This is a genomic window from Collinsella aerofaciens, assembly GCF_040915425.1.
Classification (GTDB): Bacteria; Actinomycetota; Coriobacteriia; order Coriobacteriales; family Coriobacteriaceae; genus Collinsella; species Collinsella aerofaciens_BW.
On sequence record NZ_JBCPDN010000020.1, the window covers coordinates 20498 to 33877 of the forward strand.

A 13380-nucleotide genomic window follows, 5' to 3' on the forward strand; every position below is an offset into this window, starting at 1 on the left:
CTGCGGAGTGTTTTCAAAACCAAGCCCGGCCCCGGCCTGCGGTGACGTAGCTGGCAGTTCTTGAGCATCGCTTGCTGGCGGGGTTCCTTTGCTGAAATAGACTTGGCCGAAAGGGCCGCTGGTCCCGGTCGCTGGTTCGCGCTTTGCGCGAACTCCGCGCTACTGTGGGTCAGTTAGGCTTCTGTTGTTGGACCCGCTACATCTTCCCGTCCCAGCATCGACCTTAGCTTCTCGAAGCTCTCCTCGCTCAGGCAATGCTCCATGTGGCAGCCCTCTTGCGAGGCAACCTCGGGCGATACGCCAGCGTCCTCTAGCAGCCCCACAAAAAAGCAATGGCGCTCCCACATTTGACGGGCAATCTCAAGCCCCCGCTCCGTCAGATGAACGTCGCGCTTGCCCATCTCCACGTAGCCGCTGTTCTCCAGCGTCGCCATGGCTTTAGAGACGCTCGCCTTGGTCACACCCAGGTATTCGGCGACGTCGATCGAGCGCACCGTGCCTTGGCGCTTCGACAGAACGTAGATCGATTCGAGATAGTCTTCTCCAGATTCACGCAGGGCCATGGGCCGCCTTTCGCGATGGCTTCTAGTTAGCCTTTGGATACTTTTGCTTGATTTACTTTACCGCAAAAGTTGCCCATGTCTTACTACTTTGACTAAAAGTTAGCCGTGTTTCACAAAACGTGCGGGACGAAAACAAAATGGGGACGCTCCTCAAGGAGTGTCCCCAGGTGCCGGTGCCGGCCCGCAGCTATAGCAGCCCAAAGTGCTTGGCGGCGTTGTAGATCCCATCGTCGTCTACGGCGGTCGTCACGTAGGTCGCCGCGGCCTTCACGGTCTCTTGTGCGTTGCCCATGGCCACACTTGTGCCCACGGCCGAGAACATCGACAGGTCGTTCTCGCCGTCGCCAAAGGCAATCGCCTCGCTCGCGTCGATGCCCAGGCGCTCCAGCGTCGCCGCCACGCCCAGGTCCTTGCCGCCGTTAGCGGGAATAATGTCACAGAACAGGTCGCACCAGCGCGTGGTGAGCGAATGCGACACGGCATCGGTCACGATATGCTCGTCGTCAGGGTCCACAAAGGCGCAGAACTGGTAGACCGGTGCGTCAAAGGCGTGCTCAAACGGCTCCTCGTGGTAGACGATTCCCGCGTTGCTGCCAGCCGTCACCACGCGCTCGGACAGGCGGTTCACAAACGAGTTCTCGCCCTGCATGCACAGCGAGTCGTAGCGCCCCTGCGCCACCTGGTCCACAATCACCGCGACGTCGTCCGAATCGATCGGGCAGCTGCGGTAAACCCCCTCGGCATCAAAGCAGTGCTGGCCCGAAAGCGTAATGTACGCATCCCAGCCCAGGTCGAACAGCCAGTCCGGCATCTGGTAGGTCGGACGGCCCGTGGCGATCACGCACGCGATCCCCTGCTCGTGAAAGCTGTCGAGCACCTGCTGCGCCGACGCCGGAATCCGGTGGGTCTTAAAGCTCAGCAGCGTGCCGTCGATATCGAAAAACGCGGCTTTGATCATTCTCGCCTACTCCTCGCCCTCGAGCTTTTCGCTCGCCTCGAGCCACGCCATCTCCAGCTCGTCCATGGCAGCGTGAGCCTCGTCGATCTTTGCCTGCTGCTCGCCGAGCGCCGTGTAGTTGGTGGGATCGACCTGGGCCATCGCGGCCTCGGCCTCCTCAACGCGAGCGCGCTGCGTCTCCATCTTGCGCTCGAGCGAGCTCACCTCGCGGCGGAGCTTCTGACGTTCGGCGTTGGAAAGGCCATTGGGCTGACCGCTTGCCTTAGGCTTTTCGGCCGCAGCTGCCGCGGCACCGGTGTCAAACGTGCCGGTCTTGGCGCTCGGCGCGCCCACGGGCTCGCCCTCGGCGGTAGCGTTGCACAGGCGCAGGTACTGGTCCACGCCACCGGGCATATGCGTCAGGTGGCCGTCGAGCAGCGCCCACTGTTGGTCGGTCACGCGCTCCATCAAAAAGCGGTCGTGCGTCACCAGGATCAACGTGCCGGGCCAGCCGTCGAGCAGGTCCTCGACAATCGCGAGCATGTCGGTATCCAGGTCGTTGCCGGGCTCGTCCAGGATGAGCACGTTGGGTTCGTCCAGGATTGTCAGCAGCAGCGACAGGCGACGGCGCTGGCCGCCCGAAAGATCGCCGATGCGGCTCCAGAGCTGCTGCGTCGTAAAGCCCAGACGCTCACAGAGCTTCTCGGGCGAAGTCTCCTTGCCGTCGATGACGTAGTACTTCTTATAGTTGCTGAGCACCTCGCGAATCGTGTCGCCCATGAAGGGCTCGAGCTCCTCGAGCTGCTGCGACAGCACGCCAAAGCGCACTGTCTGGCCAATCTTCACGCGGCCGCGCGTGGGCGCAATTTTGCCCTGGATCACATCAAGCAGCGTCGACTTGCCAGCGCCATTCTCGCCCAAAAGACCATAGCGGTCGCCCGCACCAATGAACCAGGTCACGTCGGAGAGTACCTGCTTGGGCGCGCCATCGACATCCGCATAGCCGGCGTCCACGTCGACCACATCGATAACCTGCTTGCCCAAGCGGCTCACGGCGAGGCGTTTGAGCTCCAGCTCGTCACGCACGGGCGGCACGTCGGCGATCAGCTCGCGGGCGGCATCCACGCGAAACTTGGGCTTGGTGGAACGAGCCTGGGCACCGCGGCTCAGCCACGCGAGCTCCTTACGTGCCATGTTGCGACGGCGCTCCTCGGTAACCGCGGCCATGCGGTCGCGTTCCACGCGCTGCAGGATGTAGGCCGAGTAACCGCCCTCGAAGGGGTCGACCTGGCCGTCGTGGACCTCCCACATGCTGGTGCAGACCTCGTCCAAGAACCAACGGTCATGCGTGACCACGAGCATGGCGCCCTGGCCACGCTGCCAGCGGGCCTTTAAGTGACGCGCGAGCCAGTTGATGGTGCGCATGTCCAGGTGGTTGGTGGGCTCGTCGAGCATGAGCACGTCGTAGTCGCCGATCAGCAGGCGCGCGAGGTCCACGCGACGGCGCTGGCCGCCCGAAAGCTCGCCCACCGTGCCCTCCCAGGGCACATCGCTAATAAGGCCGGCCAGAATCTGGCGCGTACGCGGACTCGACGCCCACTCATACTCGGGCGTGTCGCCCACGACGGCATGATGCACGGTGTCGGTATCGACCAGGTTGTCCTTTTGGCCGAGCGGACCGATCGTGGTGCCGCGACGGTGCGTCACGCGCCCGTCATCGGGCTCCAGCGTGCCGGCGAGCACGCTCAGCAGCGTCGACTTGCCGTCGCCGTTTTTGCCGACAATACCAATACGGTCGCCCTCGCCCACGCCGAGCGTCACGCTATCGAAAATATGCTTGGTGGGAAACTCTAGGCTGACGGAATCGCATCCCAAAAGAATCGCCATATGCCCTGCCCCTTCGTAGAAATTCAACGTTGTCCATAATAGCAGCGAAAAGGCGGGCCGCACACGACACAAAAAGGCGGGCCATCTCCCAAAAGAGATGACCCGCCTCTCCAATCAGTCCCGTGGCAACCGTGGCCGCCGCGGGCCTCAAGCATGTCCCGGACTAGGAGAACATGCCGGTGAGGTAATCATTCAGCCGCTTATCCTTGGGCCGTTGGAAAATCTCGTCAGTCTCGTCGTACTCGACCATATCGCCCATGTAGAAGAACGCCGTGCGGTTGGACACACGCGACGCCTGCTCCATGTTGTGCGTCACGATGACGATGGCGCGGTCGGCAACGATCGATGACATCAGGTCCTCGATCGCCAGCGTCGAGATGGGGTCGAGCGCCGAGCAGGGCTCGTCGAACAAGATCACGTCGGGGTTGAGCGCCAGCGTGCGCGCGATGCACATGCGCTGCTGCTGACCGCCCGAAAGCGCATAGGCGCTCTTGTCGAGCTTGTCCTTGACCTCGTCCCACAGCGCCGCGCCGCGCAGGCTCTCCTCGACCATGCGGTCGAGTTCGTCGCGGTCGGTGATGCCGTGGCGCCTAGGCGCAAACGTGATGTTGTCGCGAATGGACTTGCGAAACGGATTGGGCTGCTGGAACACCATGCCAATGGAGCGACGCAACTCGTAGGTGTTCTCGGTCTTGGTGTTCACGTTGCGCCCGCGATAGTTGATCTCGCCCTCCACGCGGCAGCCGCGAATCTCGCGATTCATAAGGTTGAGGCTACGCAAGAAGGTCGACTTACCGCAGCCCGAAGGCCCGATGAGCGCCGTGATCTCGCCCTTGTGAAAGTCGAGCGACGTATTGTGCAGTGCATGGTGGTCGCCATAGTACACGTTGACGTCCTTGGTGGAGAGCACGACCTCGTCGCTCACGGCCTTGCCGCTCACGCGCACGCGCTTCTCGCTCTCCCCCACACTCGATAGAAAGTCCTGGGTGTCGGACGCGGCCGCTTCGGTTGCGGGCGTTGCATTTATCTCGCTCATTCGGCCGTCATCTTCCTTGCCAGTTGCTTGCCCACAATGCGGGCGATTACGTTAAACAGCAGCACGCAAATCATCAGCAGCGCCGCGGTGCCCCAGACGATCTGCTGGGCCTCGGGGCTGCCTTCGCCATAGATCTTGTAGATGTGCACGGCGAGCGACTCGCCGGGGCGGAACACGTTCCAGGCGCAGGTGGGGCTCGACAGGTTAAAGCTCAAGAAGTTCAGGCGAACCGGCGAGCTCATGCCCGAGGTAAAGAGCAGTGCTGCGGCCTCGCCAAACACACGGCCGGCCGAAAGCACGATGCCGGTCACGATAGCGGGCATGGCCTCGGGGATCAGGATGTGCAGCGTGGCCTCCCAGCGAGTGAGGCCCATGGCCAGGCACGCATCGCGCTGGGCCTGCGGCACGTCCTCGAGCGCCTGCTGGATCACGCGCACCAGGATGGGGATGTTGAACATGGTGAGCGCGACGGCGCCGGAGATGATGGAGTACTTCCAGCCCAGCTGCACCGAGAACACCAGAAAGCCGAACATGCCGACGACGATGGAAGGCAGCGAGGACAGCGTCTCGATGGCGGTGGAGGCGATGTCGCGGATGGGTCCGTCCGGCGCGTACTCAACCAAAAAGACCGCGCCACCCAGGCTGATGGGCACCGAGATGATCAGAGTGATCAGCAGCAGGTAGAACGAGTCGAACAGCTGGTAGAGCACGCCGCCCTGCGTTCCGTTGGCGCGCGACGGCTCTGTGAGAAAGCCCGGCTGGAACAGCGTCGAGATGCCCTCGAACAGGATATAGGCCACCATGGAGATGACGATGAGCATGACGATGGCGACGATCGCCGTCAACACGCCCGTGACGAAGCGGTCCTGCTTTTGGACGCGCCCGAGCCTCGCCTCGTCGATGTGGATACGCGTGCTAGCCACGAGCCTTCGCCCCCTTGCGGCCGATAAGGTGGATGATCAGGATGAAGATGAGGCTCATGCCCATCAGCAGCAGGCCGAGTGCCCACAGAACATCATCCTGGGCCGAGCCCTCGGCATAGACCGCCATGGACGTGGTGAGCGTGGTGGTGATAGTGGACGCCGGCGACAGCAGCGACATCGGCATGGCCTCGATGCCGCCGATAACCATGCGCACGGCGAGCGTCTCGCCAAAGGCGCGGGTCATACCCAGGATGACCGCAGTCATGAGCGACGGCATGGCGGACTTGAGCACCACGTGCCAGATGGTCTGCCAGCGGGTGTAGCCCAACGCGAGCGAGCCCTGGCGGTAGCTGTCGGGCACGGCGCGCAGGCCGTCGACCGAAAGCGTGGTCATGGTCGGCAGGATCATGACGGCCAGTACGATGGCACCGGGCAGGATACCCAAGCCCGTGCTCACGTGGAAAACGCTCTTCATAAGGCCGACGACAACGTGAAAGCCGATCAAGCCAAAGACGACCGAGGGAATACCGGTCAAAAGCTCAATAAGCGGCTGAAAGATCTTGGAGCCAAATTTTGGTTGGATCTCGACCGCAAAGATGGCAGAGCCGATGGCGATGGGCAACGCGATGAGCGTGGAGAGCACCATGACCGCAAACGAGGTGACGATCAGGGGCAGGGCGCCGGTGTAGGGCAGGCCGTTTTTAGCCGTGTTGGCCAGGTCCCACTTGGTGCCGGTGAAAAACTCGACGACCGAGACGCCGTCTTTGACAAAAGCCGAGAGGCCCTTTTGGGCGACCATAAAGATGAGCGCGGCAACGACAAGCGTCACGAGCGCTACGCACGCGCCTGTGACGCACAGGCCCACGTTCTCAAGGTCGCGCTTTGGCAGCTGTTTTGCCATTGCAAACCTTTCCGGGGGCGACTACTTATTTAGCGGAGACCTTGCCGCTGGCGTCCTTGACGACCTTCATGGCAGAGACGGGGATGAAGCCCTGCTCCTCGACGAGCTTGCCCTGGACGTCGTCGGAAAGCATGAACTCCAGGAAGGCCTTGGTAGCCTCGTCGGCGTCCTTTGCACAGTACATGTGCTCGGTCGCCCAGATCTTGAAGGAGCCGTCGGTGACATTCTTGCTCTTGGGCTCCACGCCCTCGACCTTGATGGCGTTGAACTTGGAGTCGTCGAAGTGCGAGAAGTCGAGGTAGGAGATGGCGTTGTCGGTGCTGCCCATCTGAGTCTGGACGTCGCCGGACTTGTCGAGCTCGGCGTCGCCCTTAAAGTCGACAGCCTCGTCGCCAAAGACGGCAGCCTCGAAGGTGGCGCGAGTACCGGAGCCGGCCTTGCGGTTGAGGACGACGATCTTGGCGTCGTCGCCGCCGACCTCCTTCCAGTTGGTGATCTGGCCGGAGAAGATGCCCTTGAGCTGCTCGAGGGACAGGTCGTCGACCGTCACGTTCTTGGAGACGACGGGGCCCATGCCCACGACGGCAACCTCGTGGTCGACGAGCTTCTTGACCTGGTCGGCCTCGAGTTTGGTCTCGGCGAAGACGTCGGAGTTGCCGATGGTGACGGTGCCGGCGGCAACAGCGGTCAGGCCCTTGCCCGAACCGTTACCCGAGCCGGAGACGGAGACGTCCGGGTTGGCATCCATGAACTTCTCGGCAGCGGCCTCGACGAGAGCCTGGAACGAGGAGGCGCCGTCGTAGGTCACCTCGCCGGAGACGGACTCGGCAGCAGCGGCGCTACCCTTGTCGGCGGCGTCGGATGCGCCGGAGCCGCCGCAACCAACGAGACCGAGACCGACGATGCTGGCAAGACCACCAGCGAGGCCGAGGAACTGACGACGAGAATAAGCCTGATCGAGCATGATCTTCCTTTCATACATGCGACTCGCGGGCACCCCGCCCGCTTTGCTGTTTGGAAAGATACGGCCCCGACCGGGCAGCGTCCGCGCCAACTACGGTTTCTTACGGGCATTTGATAGACCCTTACCGCAAGCGCAGCACGGCCTTTACAAACGAATAACAAACCCGGCATTTAGCGTGGCGCGCCTTTTACACCAGAGGAAGGTAGTCATTGGAGACAGTCTTGTTTGACTAGTCATTTAAGAACGTCCCCAATGGCTACCTTGGAAACCCCGCAGGTTGAGCATAGGTCAGCGAAAACGCCCCTAAGCGAGCAAGGTGACGTGAAAGAGGAGGGAAGCGTACTTCGGTACGCGACCGACGATTGAACGTCAGATTGCCGCTTAGGGGCGTTTGCAGCGTCGAGCTGTTACGCGGTTTGGTAAAACCGCGTAACCCTAAAGCTCTAATTCATTCAAACGGAGGATCGCAACAATATAGATCTTGAGCGCCTGCTTGAGCTGGTCCTCGTTGGCGCACTCGTTGGGACCGTGCATCTGGCCGCCCCACTCGGGCAGCTCCAGGCCGGTCTCCTCGGGGCCAAACGAGACGGCGCGGGCAAAGTTGCGCGCGTACGTACCGCCGCCCATAGCAAAGGGCTCAGCATGCTTGCCCGTAAACTCGTTATAGGTATCAATAAGCGCCTTCACGGCCGGATCGTCGGCAGACACCGAGAACGGCACCTTAGCGCGACCCAGCTGACACGTCACGCCAAAACGGCCCACGAGCGGGTCGAGCTGCTCGCGGATGGTATCGGCACTCGTACTGTCGGGGAAGCGCACGTCGATGACCTGCTCAATATGGCCATCCGCCACGCGGATGACTCCAGCGTTGCAGGTAAGCGGGCCAAACGCCGGACTCGTCGCATCGATACCTAGGCCGCGGCCATAGGCATCCGCATGCACAAAGGCCAGGAACTTGACGAACTCGTGCTCGGCAGGCGTCAGCAGACGCTCGTCGCGTGCACCAAACGCGTCCTCGGCCTCGCGCAGATACGCCACGATCAGGCCGACGGCGTTGATCGTTCCCTCTGGCATCGAAGCGTGGCCGCCAATACCGTGGGCGAAAATCTGCGCATGCCCGTTATCAAGCGCCGTGATCTCCAGGCGGTCGGCGTTCTCAACGGGCGCCGGCAGCTCATCGGCGGCAATCGCGAGCTCGCAGATGGACTGCGACGGAATGGCGTTGCTCGCCTCGGCACCGCTCCAGGACACAATGCGCCCGCCGTCGATCTTGGGGCTCACAAACGTCGCCCCAAACTGGCCCTTCTCGGCATTGCAGACCGGGAACTCGGCATCGGGCGTAAACAAAAAGTCGGGGTCTGCGTGGTTCTCCAGATAATGGTGAACGTCGGACATGCCCACTTCCTCATCGCAGCCCAGCAGTGCGCGAAAGGTATAGCGCGGCACAATGCCGTGCTTGAGCAGGTAGGCACCGGCGTAGAGCGACAACACCGCCGGACCCTTGTCATCAATCACGCCACGGCCGAGCAGCCATCCCTCGCGACGCTCCATCGCAAACGGGTCGGTGTTCCAGCCGGGGCCGGCGGGCACCACGTCCACGTGGCAGATGGTCGCGAGCTGCTTGTCGCCGCGACCCGGGATATCGGCAATGCCCACATAGCCCTCGTCGTCGCTCGTCTGGTAGCCGAGCTTTTGCGCAATGCCGAGCGCGCAATCGAGCGCATCACGAACCGGGCGGCCAAACGGCGCGCTAGGCTCCGCATCGGCAGCAACGGCTACGGACGGATAACTCACCAGCTGCTCGATATCGGCGACGACATCCTCCCAGACCTCGTCGACATACTCGGTAACGCTCTGCTCCACCTGATTCATGGACTGCCTCCTTACCAATGAGCGACGGGTACGCCCGCCCCTCACATCAAGTGCTTATATAGCGAAAAGTTTAGCAAGCTCGGCCACCGAGTGCACCACTGCATCGGCACCCGCCGCCTCGTGCTCGCCCGGCGCCGCCGCGCCCGAATAGATACCGATGCACGGTACGCCCATTGCGTGCGCGCCCTCCACATCGTTGAAGCGATCGCCGATCATCACGGCATCGCACGCCGTCATACCGAGCTCTGCCAGGGCATCGCGGACCGAATCGGCCTTGGTCTCGCGCCCCTGCAGCGGATTCATGCCAGCCACCGCCTCAAACTGAGAAAGACCCAGCTCATGCACCATGTCGATACACTTCGCCTCCATGCGCGACGTCGCCACGGCCAAGCGCTTGCCCTGGGCGACCAACCCATCCAGCAGCTCGGGGATCCCGTCGAACACGGGATACTCCTCCGGTCCCAGCTCGTCAAAAAAGGCACGGTACTCGTCGGCCACCACAAGCGACTCCTCGCGGGAAAAGCCATAAAAGTCGTGAAAGCTCTTCCACAGGGGCGGCCCGATCATGCGGCGCAGGTCACCCATCTGCGCCTCCGAAAACCCGCGCGCGGCCAACGCCTTGCGCGTCGAGGTCATCACCGCCCGACCCGTATCGGCCACCGTGCCGTCAAAATCGAACAACACAATCGGCCGCTCGCATAGCTGTAATGCCGCCATCGGCATCCCTCTTCCCCAGTTGATGATTTCCACACCGTCACTTCAAACTGTTGACTATTCAACAATTGAACCTAGCAATGTAGAGCAACTCAACTATACTTGTCGCACTTTGCTCTAAGAAGGCGGCGCGCAAGCGCCCCAACGAAAGGTGCAATTATGTCTTTTGCCATCATAACCGACTCCACGTCGGACATCTCCCCCGCCCGCGCTCAAGAACTCGGCATTTACGTGATTCCGCTGCATGTGATTATCGAGGGCGAGGACCTGCTCGACCAGGTACAGATTACCGCCCAGGAGTACGTCGCGCGCATGGCCGGCTCCGAGCAGCTGCCGCACACCTCGCAGCCGAGTGCCGGCGAGTTCAAGGCACTCTTTGACCGCGTGCGTGCTGACGGCCACGACAGCGCGATCTTTATCTCGCTGTGCAGCGAATGGTCCGCCTGCTATTCCAACGCATGCCTGGTCGCCGAGACCCACGAGCTCGACGTGCGCTGCATCGATTCGCGCACTGGCTCGGGCGCCGAGGGCCTGCTGGTGGAGTACGCGCGGGCCATGCGCGAAGATGGCCGCAGCCTGGACGAGACCGAGGCGCAGATCCGCGCGACGCTGCCCGACGCCCACCTGCTGCTGATTCCCCGCACGCTCGAGAATCTCGTTAAGAACGGCCGCGCGCCCAAGCTCGCCGGCCAGCTCACGCAAATGCTCAACATTCGCCTGGCCGTTTCGCCGGAGTGGAAATCGGGCGAGATCAAGGCAATCAAAAAGGGCCGCGGCGCCAAGCGCATCGTCGCCAACACCATGGCAGATTGCCTCGCGTTTTTGGACGAGCACCCGGGCTCAAGCGTGCGCGTGCTCACGACCGGCGCCGCCGAGGAGCAGGAACTTGTCAACGAGGCGCTCGCGGGCCAGGACTACGTAGACGCCGGCACCGGCCCCATCGGCTGCACCATCGCCACCCACGTAGGCGTCGACGCCATCGCCATCAGCTACTGCCCCCGCTACCAGTCCATCCACTAGGGGCACCTTTACCACTCGCGGTGGAATAGGGACTGTTTTTGGCTTATCGGCCGCAAATCAATCCCTATTCCACCGCAACTTAGAAGCAGTTCATTTGGGACGGGGCTAAAAAGACTGATATCAAACGTTTCAGACCAGTCTTTTTAGCCCCGTCCCATTTTAGCTACTCTACATCAGCCCGCTCAGGGCGATGTCGACGGCCTCGTTGAGGTCGTCGGTGATGTGCACCAGCTCCGGATCGAGCGGGCTGATCATACCGGCGTCCATCACCGAACCGTTAAGCCAGTCGAATAGGCCCTGCCAGTACTCGCTGCCTACCAGCACAAGCGGCATACGCTTGACCTTGTGCGTTTGCACCAGCGTGAGCACCTCAAACATCTCGTCGAGCGTGCCAAACCCGCCGGGAAACACAATAGCGCCCGAGCTGTATTTGACGAACATGGTCTTGCGCACAAAGAAGTAGCGGAAGTCCATACCGAGGTTCACGTATTTGTTGAGCCCCTGCTCGTGCGGCAGCTCAATGCCCAAACCAACTGACTTGCCGTTGACGCTCGCCGCTCCCTTGTTGGCCGCTTCCATGATGCCGGGGCCGCCACCGGTGATAACCGCCACGCCGCGCTGGGCAATCTTACGCCCGACGGTGCGCGCCGCCTTGTAGAGCGTATCGGTCTTGGGCGTGCGGGCGCTACCGAAGATGGTCACCGCAGGTCCGAGCTCGGCAAGCGCGCCAAAGCCGTCGACAAACTCGGCCTGGATGCGCAGTACGCGCCACGGATCGGCATGCAACCAGTCGGTCGACTCCTCGGGCGCTAGCAGGTTAGCGTACGTATTGTCCTTAGGAATCATCGGGCCGCGCATGACCACGGGGCCGCGGCGGTACGTCTCGTCGTAGGAAGGCTCGCCCTCGACATTCTCGTTCTTAATCATGGGTACTCCTATCGAGAAAAAGAAAAACGGGCGGGTTCGACGCCATGCGCCAAACACCCGCCCGAACATCAACTATTCGGTATGGTACCCACGATGTATCAAGTGCTTGCAAGCTATCGGTTAGCGGTCGCGCAACCGACGCCGGCGAATGCGATGCCCGGCGACGGCTGCGCGCGGTCGATTGGCACGCGGTCTCGACATCGCGCGAGTGCCTGCAAGCGCCCGCGCCGCCCTTAGTAATCCACCGCGGCAGGGCTATTCATCCAATCGCTCACGAATGCACCATAGCGACCCTCGATAATGGCCTGGCGAGCACGCTGCATAAGGTTGAGCAGGTAGTAGATGTTGTGCATCGAAAGCAGGATGCCGCCGAGCATCTCCTTCTGCGTGACCATGTGGCGAATGAGCGCGCGGCTGTAGCCGCCCGTGCACACCGGGCAGGTGCAGGTGGGATCGATGGGACCGTCGTCGTGCGCAAAGCGCGCGTTGCGGAAGTTGAGGCGACCCTCGCTCGAAAACGCCGTGCCCATGCGGCCGGTGCGCGTCGGCAACACGCAGTCGAACATGTCGATGCCCACGCCAACGCCGCGCACGAGCGTGGTAGGGTTGCCGACGCCCATGAGGTAGCGCGGCTTGTGCTTAGGCATGTACTCGGAAACCAGCGGTGCCAGCGTCTCAAACATAGTCTCGTGGTCCTCGCCCACCGAGTAGCCGCCGATGCCGTAGCCCGGGAAGTCGCCGCACTCCTCCAGATGGCGCAGCGAGCGCAGGCGCAGGTCCAGATGCATGCCACCCTGGACGATGCCAAAGAGTGCCTGGTCATCGCGGGTGTGAGCCTTGTAGCAGCGCTCGGCCCACATGCTCGACAGCTCCACCGCGCGCTCGACGTAGGCGCGCGTGGCAGGATAGCCGGGGCACTGGTCGAGCTGCATGCAGATGTCGGAACCGAGCTTCATGGCGATTTCCATGTTGTCCTCGGGCGTCCAGAACACGTGGCGGCCGTCGTAGTCATTGACGATAAAGCGCACGCCCTCATCGGTGAGCTTAACGGCGTCGTTATGGCTGAAGACCTGGAATCCGCCCGAGTCGGTGAGGATGGGGCCGTGCCAGTTCATGAACTTGTGCAGTCCACCCAGCTCGGCGATGGTGTCCTCGCCAGGGCGCATGGACAGGTGATAGGTATTGGCAAGCACGATCTGGGCGCCGAGCTGCTTGACGGTCTCGGTGGGAATACCCTTGACGTTTGCCTTGGTGCCCACGGGCATAAAGATCGGCGTCTCGATGTCGCCGTGCGGGGTATGCAGCACGCCGGCACGCGCGTGCGTGGTCGGGTCCTCGGCGATCAGGTCGAATTTAAAGAGGCTCTGGTCCATAAACTGGAACTCCTTGGTTGCGGTTCATACGCAGACCATTATACGGGCAACCAGCAAACCGCACCGACTCGACAGAAACTGGTGAAAAGAGGTCATAGTCGTTGAGGACGCTCTTAAACGACTACATCCAACAGCCAAGGTAACGACGATGCTCTGGCAACGTCAGACACTATGACCCAATCCGAAGGCACGGAAACGACAGGAGCCCCCGCTCGTGACCGCGGGTCGGGGCTGCGACAATGTTGTTGAAGTGCCAGAGGCGC

The 13380-nt window shown here is 62.0% G+C and carries 12 protein-coding genes; 1 reads left to right on the top strand and 11 read right to left on the bottom strand.

The window, feature by feature from the left end; genetic code table 11:
• Window positions 1–173: 173 nt before the first annotated feature.
• From AB5164_RS04280 to AB5164_RS04320, 9 genes are all read right to left on the bottom strand, one after another.
• Complete coding sequence (locus tag AB5164_RS04280; RefSeq protein ID WP_368142566.1) at window positions 174–563, bottom strand: metal-dependent transcriptional regulator; 390 nt, start codon at window positions 561–563, stop codon at window positions 174–176.
• Between the two features lie 187 nt (window positions 564–750).
• On the bottom strand, window positions 751–1521 hold the full coding sequence (locus AB5164_RS04285; protein WP_368142565.1) for a Cof-type HAD-IIB family hydrolase: 771 nt from the start codon (window positions 1519–1521) through the stop codon (window positions 751–753).
• A 6-nt stretch (window positions 1522–1527) separates the two neighbouring features.
• A complete protein-coding gene (locus AB5164_RS04290) occupies window positions 1528–3387 on the bottom strand; it encodes an ABC-F family ATP-binding cassette domain-containing protein (protein WP_368142564.1) in 1860 nt (619 codons plus the stop codon).
• A 163-nt stretch (window positions 3388–3550) separates the two neighbouring features.
• On the bottom strand, window positions 3551–4423 hold the full coding sequence (pstB, locus tag AB5164_RS04295) for a phosphate ABC transporter ATP-binding protein PstB (RefSeq protein ID WP_368142563.1): 873 nt from the start codon (window positions 4421–4423) through the stop codon (window positions 3551–3553).
• A complete protein-coding gene (pstA, locus tag AB5164_RS04300) occupies window positions 4420–5346 on the bottom strand; it encodes a phosphate ABC transporter permease PstA (RefSeq protein ID WP_368142562.1) in 927 nt (308 codons plus the stop codon). Before pstA ends, pstB begins: the two co-directional genes overlap by 4 nt.
• Window positions 5339–6247: a phosphate ABC transporter permease subunit PstC gene (gene pstC / locus AB5164_RS04305; RefSeq protein WP_368142561.1), complete on the bottom strand. Its 909-nt coding sequence runs from the start codon at window positions 6245–6247 to the stop codon at window positions 5339–5341. Before pstC ends, pstA begins: the two co-directional genes overlap by 8 nt.
• Before the next feature lie 25 nt (window positions 6248–6272).
• Window positions 6273–7211 (bottom strand): phosphate ABC transporter substrate-binding protein, encoded by a 939-nt coding sequence (locus AB5164_RS04310; RefSeq protein ID WP_368142560.1) that lies wholly within the window; start codon window positions 7209–7211, stop codon window positions 6273–6275.
• A gap of 435 nt (window positions 7212–7646) precedes the next feature.
• Complete coding sequence (locus AB5164_RS04315) at window positions 7647–9083, bottom strand: M20 family metallopeptidase (protein ID WP_368142559.1); 1437 nt, start codon at window positions 9081–9083, stop codon at window positions 7647–7649.
• A 54-nt stretch (window positions 9084–9137) separates the two neighbouring features.
• Complete coding sequence (locus AB5164_RS04320) at window positions 9138–9800, bottom strand: HAD hydrolase-like protein (protein WP_368142558.1); 663 nt, start codon at window positions 9798–9800, stop codon at window positions 9138–9140.
• Window positions 9801–9956: 156 nt separating this feature from the next.
• Between AB5164_RS04320 and AB5164_RS04325 the strand changes: the two genes are divergently transcribed.
• On the top strand, window positions 9957–10817 hold the full coding sequence (locus AB5164_RS04325; RefSeq protein ID WP_368142557.1) for a DegV family protein: 861 nt from the start codon (window positions 9957–9959) through the stop codon (window positions 10815–10817).
• 168 nt (window positions 10818–10985) lie between these two features.
• Here AB5164_RS04325 and AB5164_RS04330 read toward each other — a convergent pair whose 3' ends face one another.
• Together AB5164_RS04330 and tgt are read right to left on the bottom strand one after the other, a co-directional pair.
• A complete protein-coding gene (locus tag AB5164_RS04330; protein ID WP_368142556.1) occupies window positions 10986–11744 on the bottom strand; it encodes a TIGR00730 family Rossman fold protein in 759 nt (252 codons plus the stop codon).
• A 233-nt stretch (window positions 11745–11977) separates the two neighbouring features.
• Window positions 11978–13117, bottom strand: a complete 1140-nt coding sequence (gene tgt, locus AB5164_RS04335) for a tRNA guanosine(34) transglycosylase Tgt (RefSeq protein ID WP_055285790.1) — start codon at window positions 13115–13117, stop codon at window positions 11978–11980.
• Window positions 13118–13380: the final 263 nt, after the last annotated feature.

Excerpts from the sequence above, each read along its gene's own strand:
- AB5164_RS04280 (WP_368142566.1), bottom strand. The coding sequence starts at position 563 with ATGGCCCTGCGTGAATCTGGAGAAGACTATCTCGAATCGATCTACGTT.
- AB5164_RS04285 (WP_368142565.1), bottom strand. The coding sequence starts at position 1,521 with ATGATCAAAGCCGCGTTTTTCGATATCGACGGCACGCTGCTGAGCTTT.
- AB5164_RS04290 (WP_368142564.1), bottom strand. The coding sequence starts at position 3,387 with ATGGCGATTCTTTTGGGATGCGATTCCGTCAGCCTAGAGTTTCCCACC.
- pstB (WP_368142563.1), bottom strand. The coding sequence starts at position 4,423 with ATGAGCGAGATAAATGCAACGCCCGCAACCGAAGCGGCCGCGTCCGAC.
- pstC (WP_368142561.1), bottom strand. The coding sequence starts at position 6,247 with ATGGCAAAACAGCTGCCAAAGCGCGACCTTGAGAACGTGGGCCTGTGC.
- AB5164_RS04310 (WP_368142560.1), bottom strand. The coding sequence starts at position 7,211 with ATGCTCGATCAGGCTTATTCTCGTCGTCAGTTCCTCGGCCTCGCTGGT.
- AB5164_RS04315 (WP_368142559.1), bottom strand. The coding sequence starts at position 9,083 with ATGAATCAGGTGGAGCAGAGCGTTACCGAGTATGTCGACGAGGTCTGG.
- AB5164_RS04320 (WP_368142558.1), bottom strand. The coding sequence starts at position 9,800 with ATGGCGGCATTACAGCTATGCGAGCGGCCGATTGTGTTGTTCGATTTT.
- AB5164_RS04325 (WP_368142557.1), top strand. The coding sequence starts at position 9,957 with ATGTCTTTTGCCATCATAACCGACTCCACGTCGGACATCTCCCCCGCC.
- AB5164_RS04330 (WP_368142556.1), bottom strand. The coding sequence starts at position 11,744 with ATGATTAAGAACGAGAATGTCGAGGGCGAGCCTTCCTACGACGAGACG.
- tgt (WP_055285790.1), bottom strand. The coding sequence starts at position 13,117 with ATGGACCAGAGCCTCTTTAAATTCGACCTGATCGCCGAGGACCCGACC.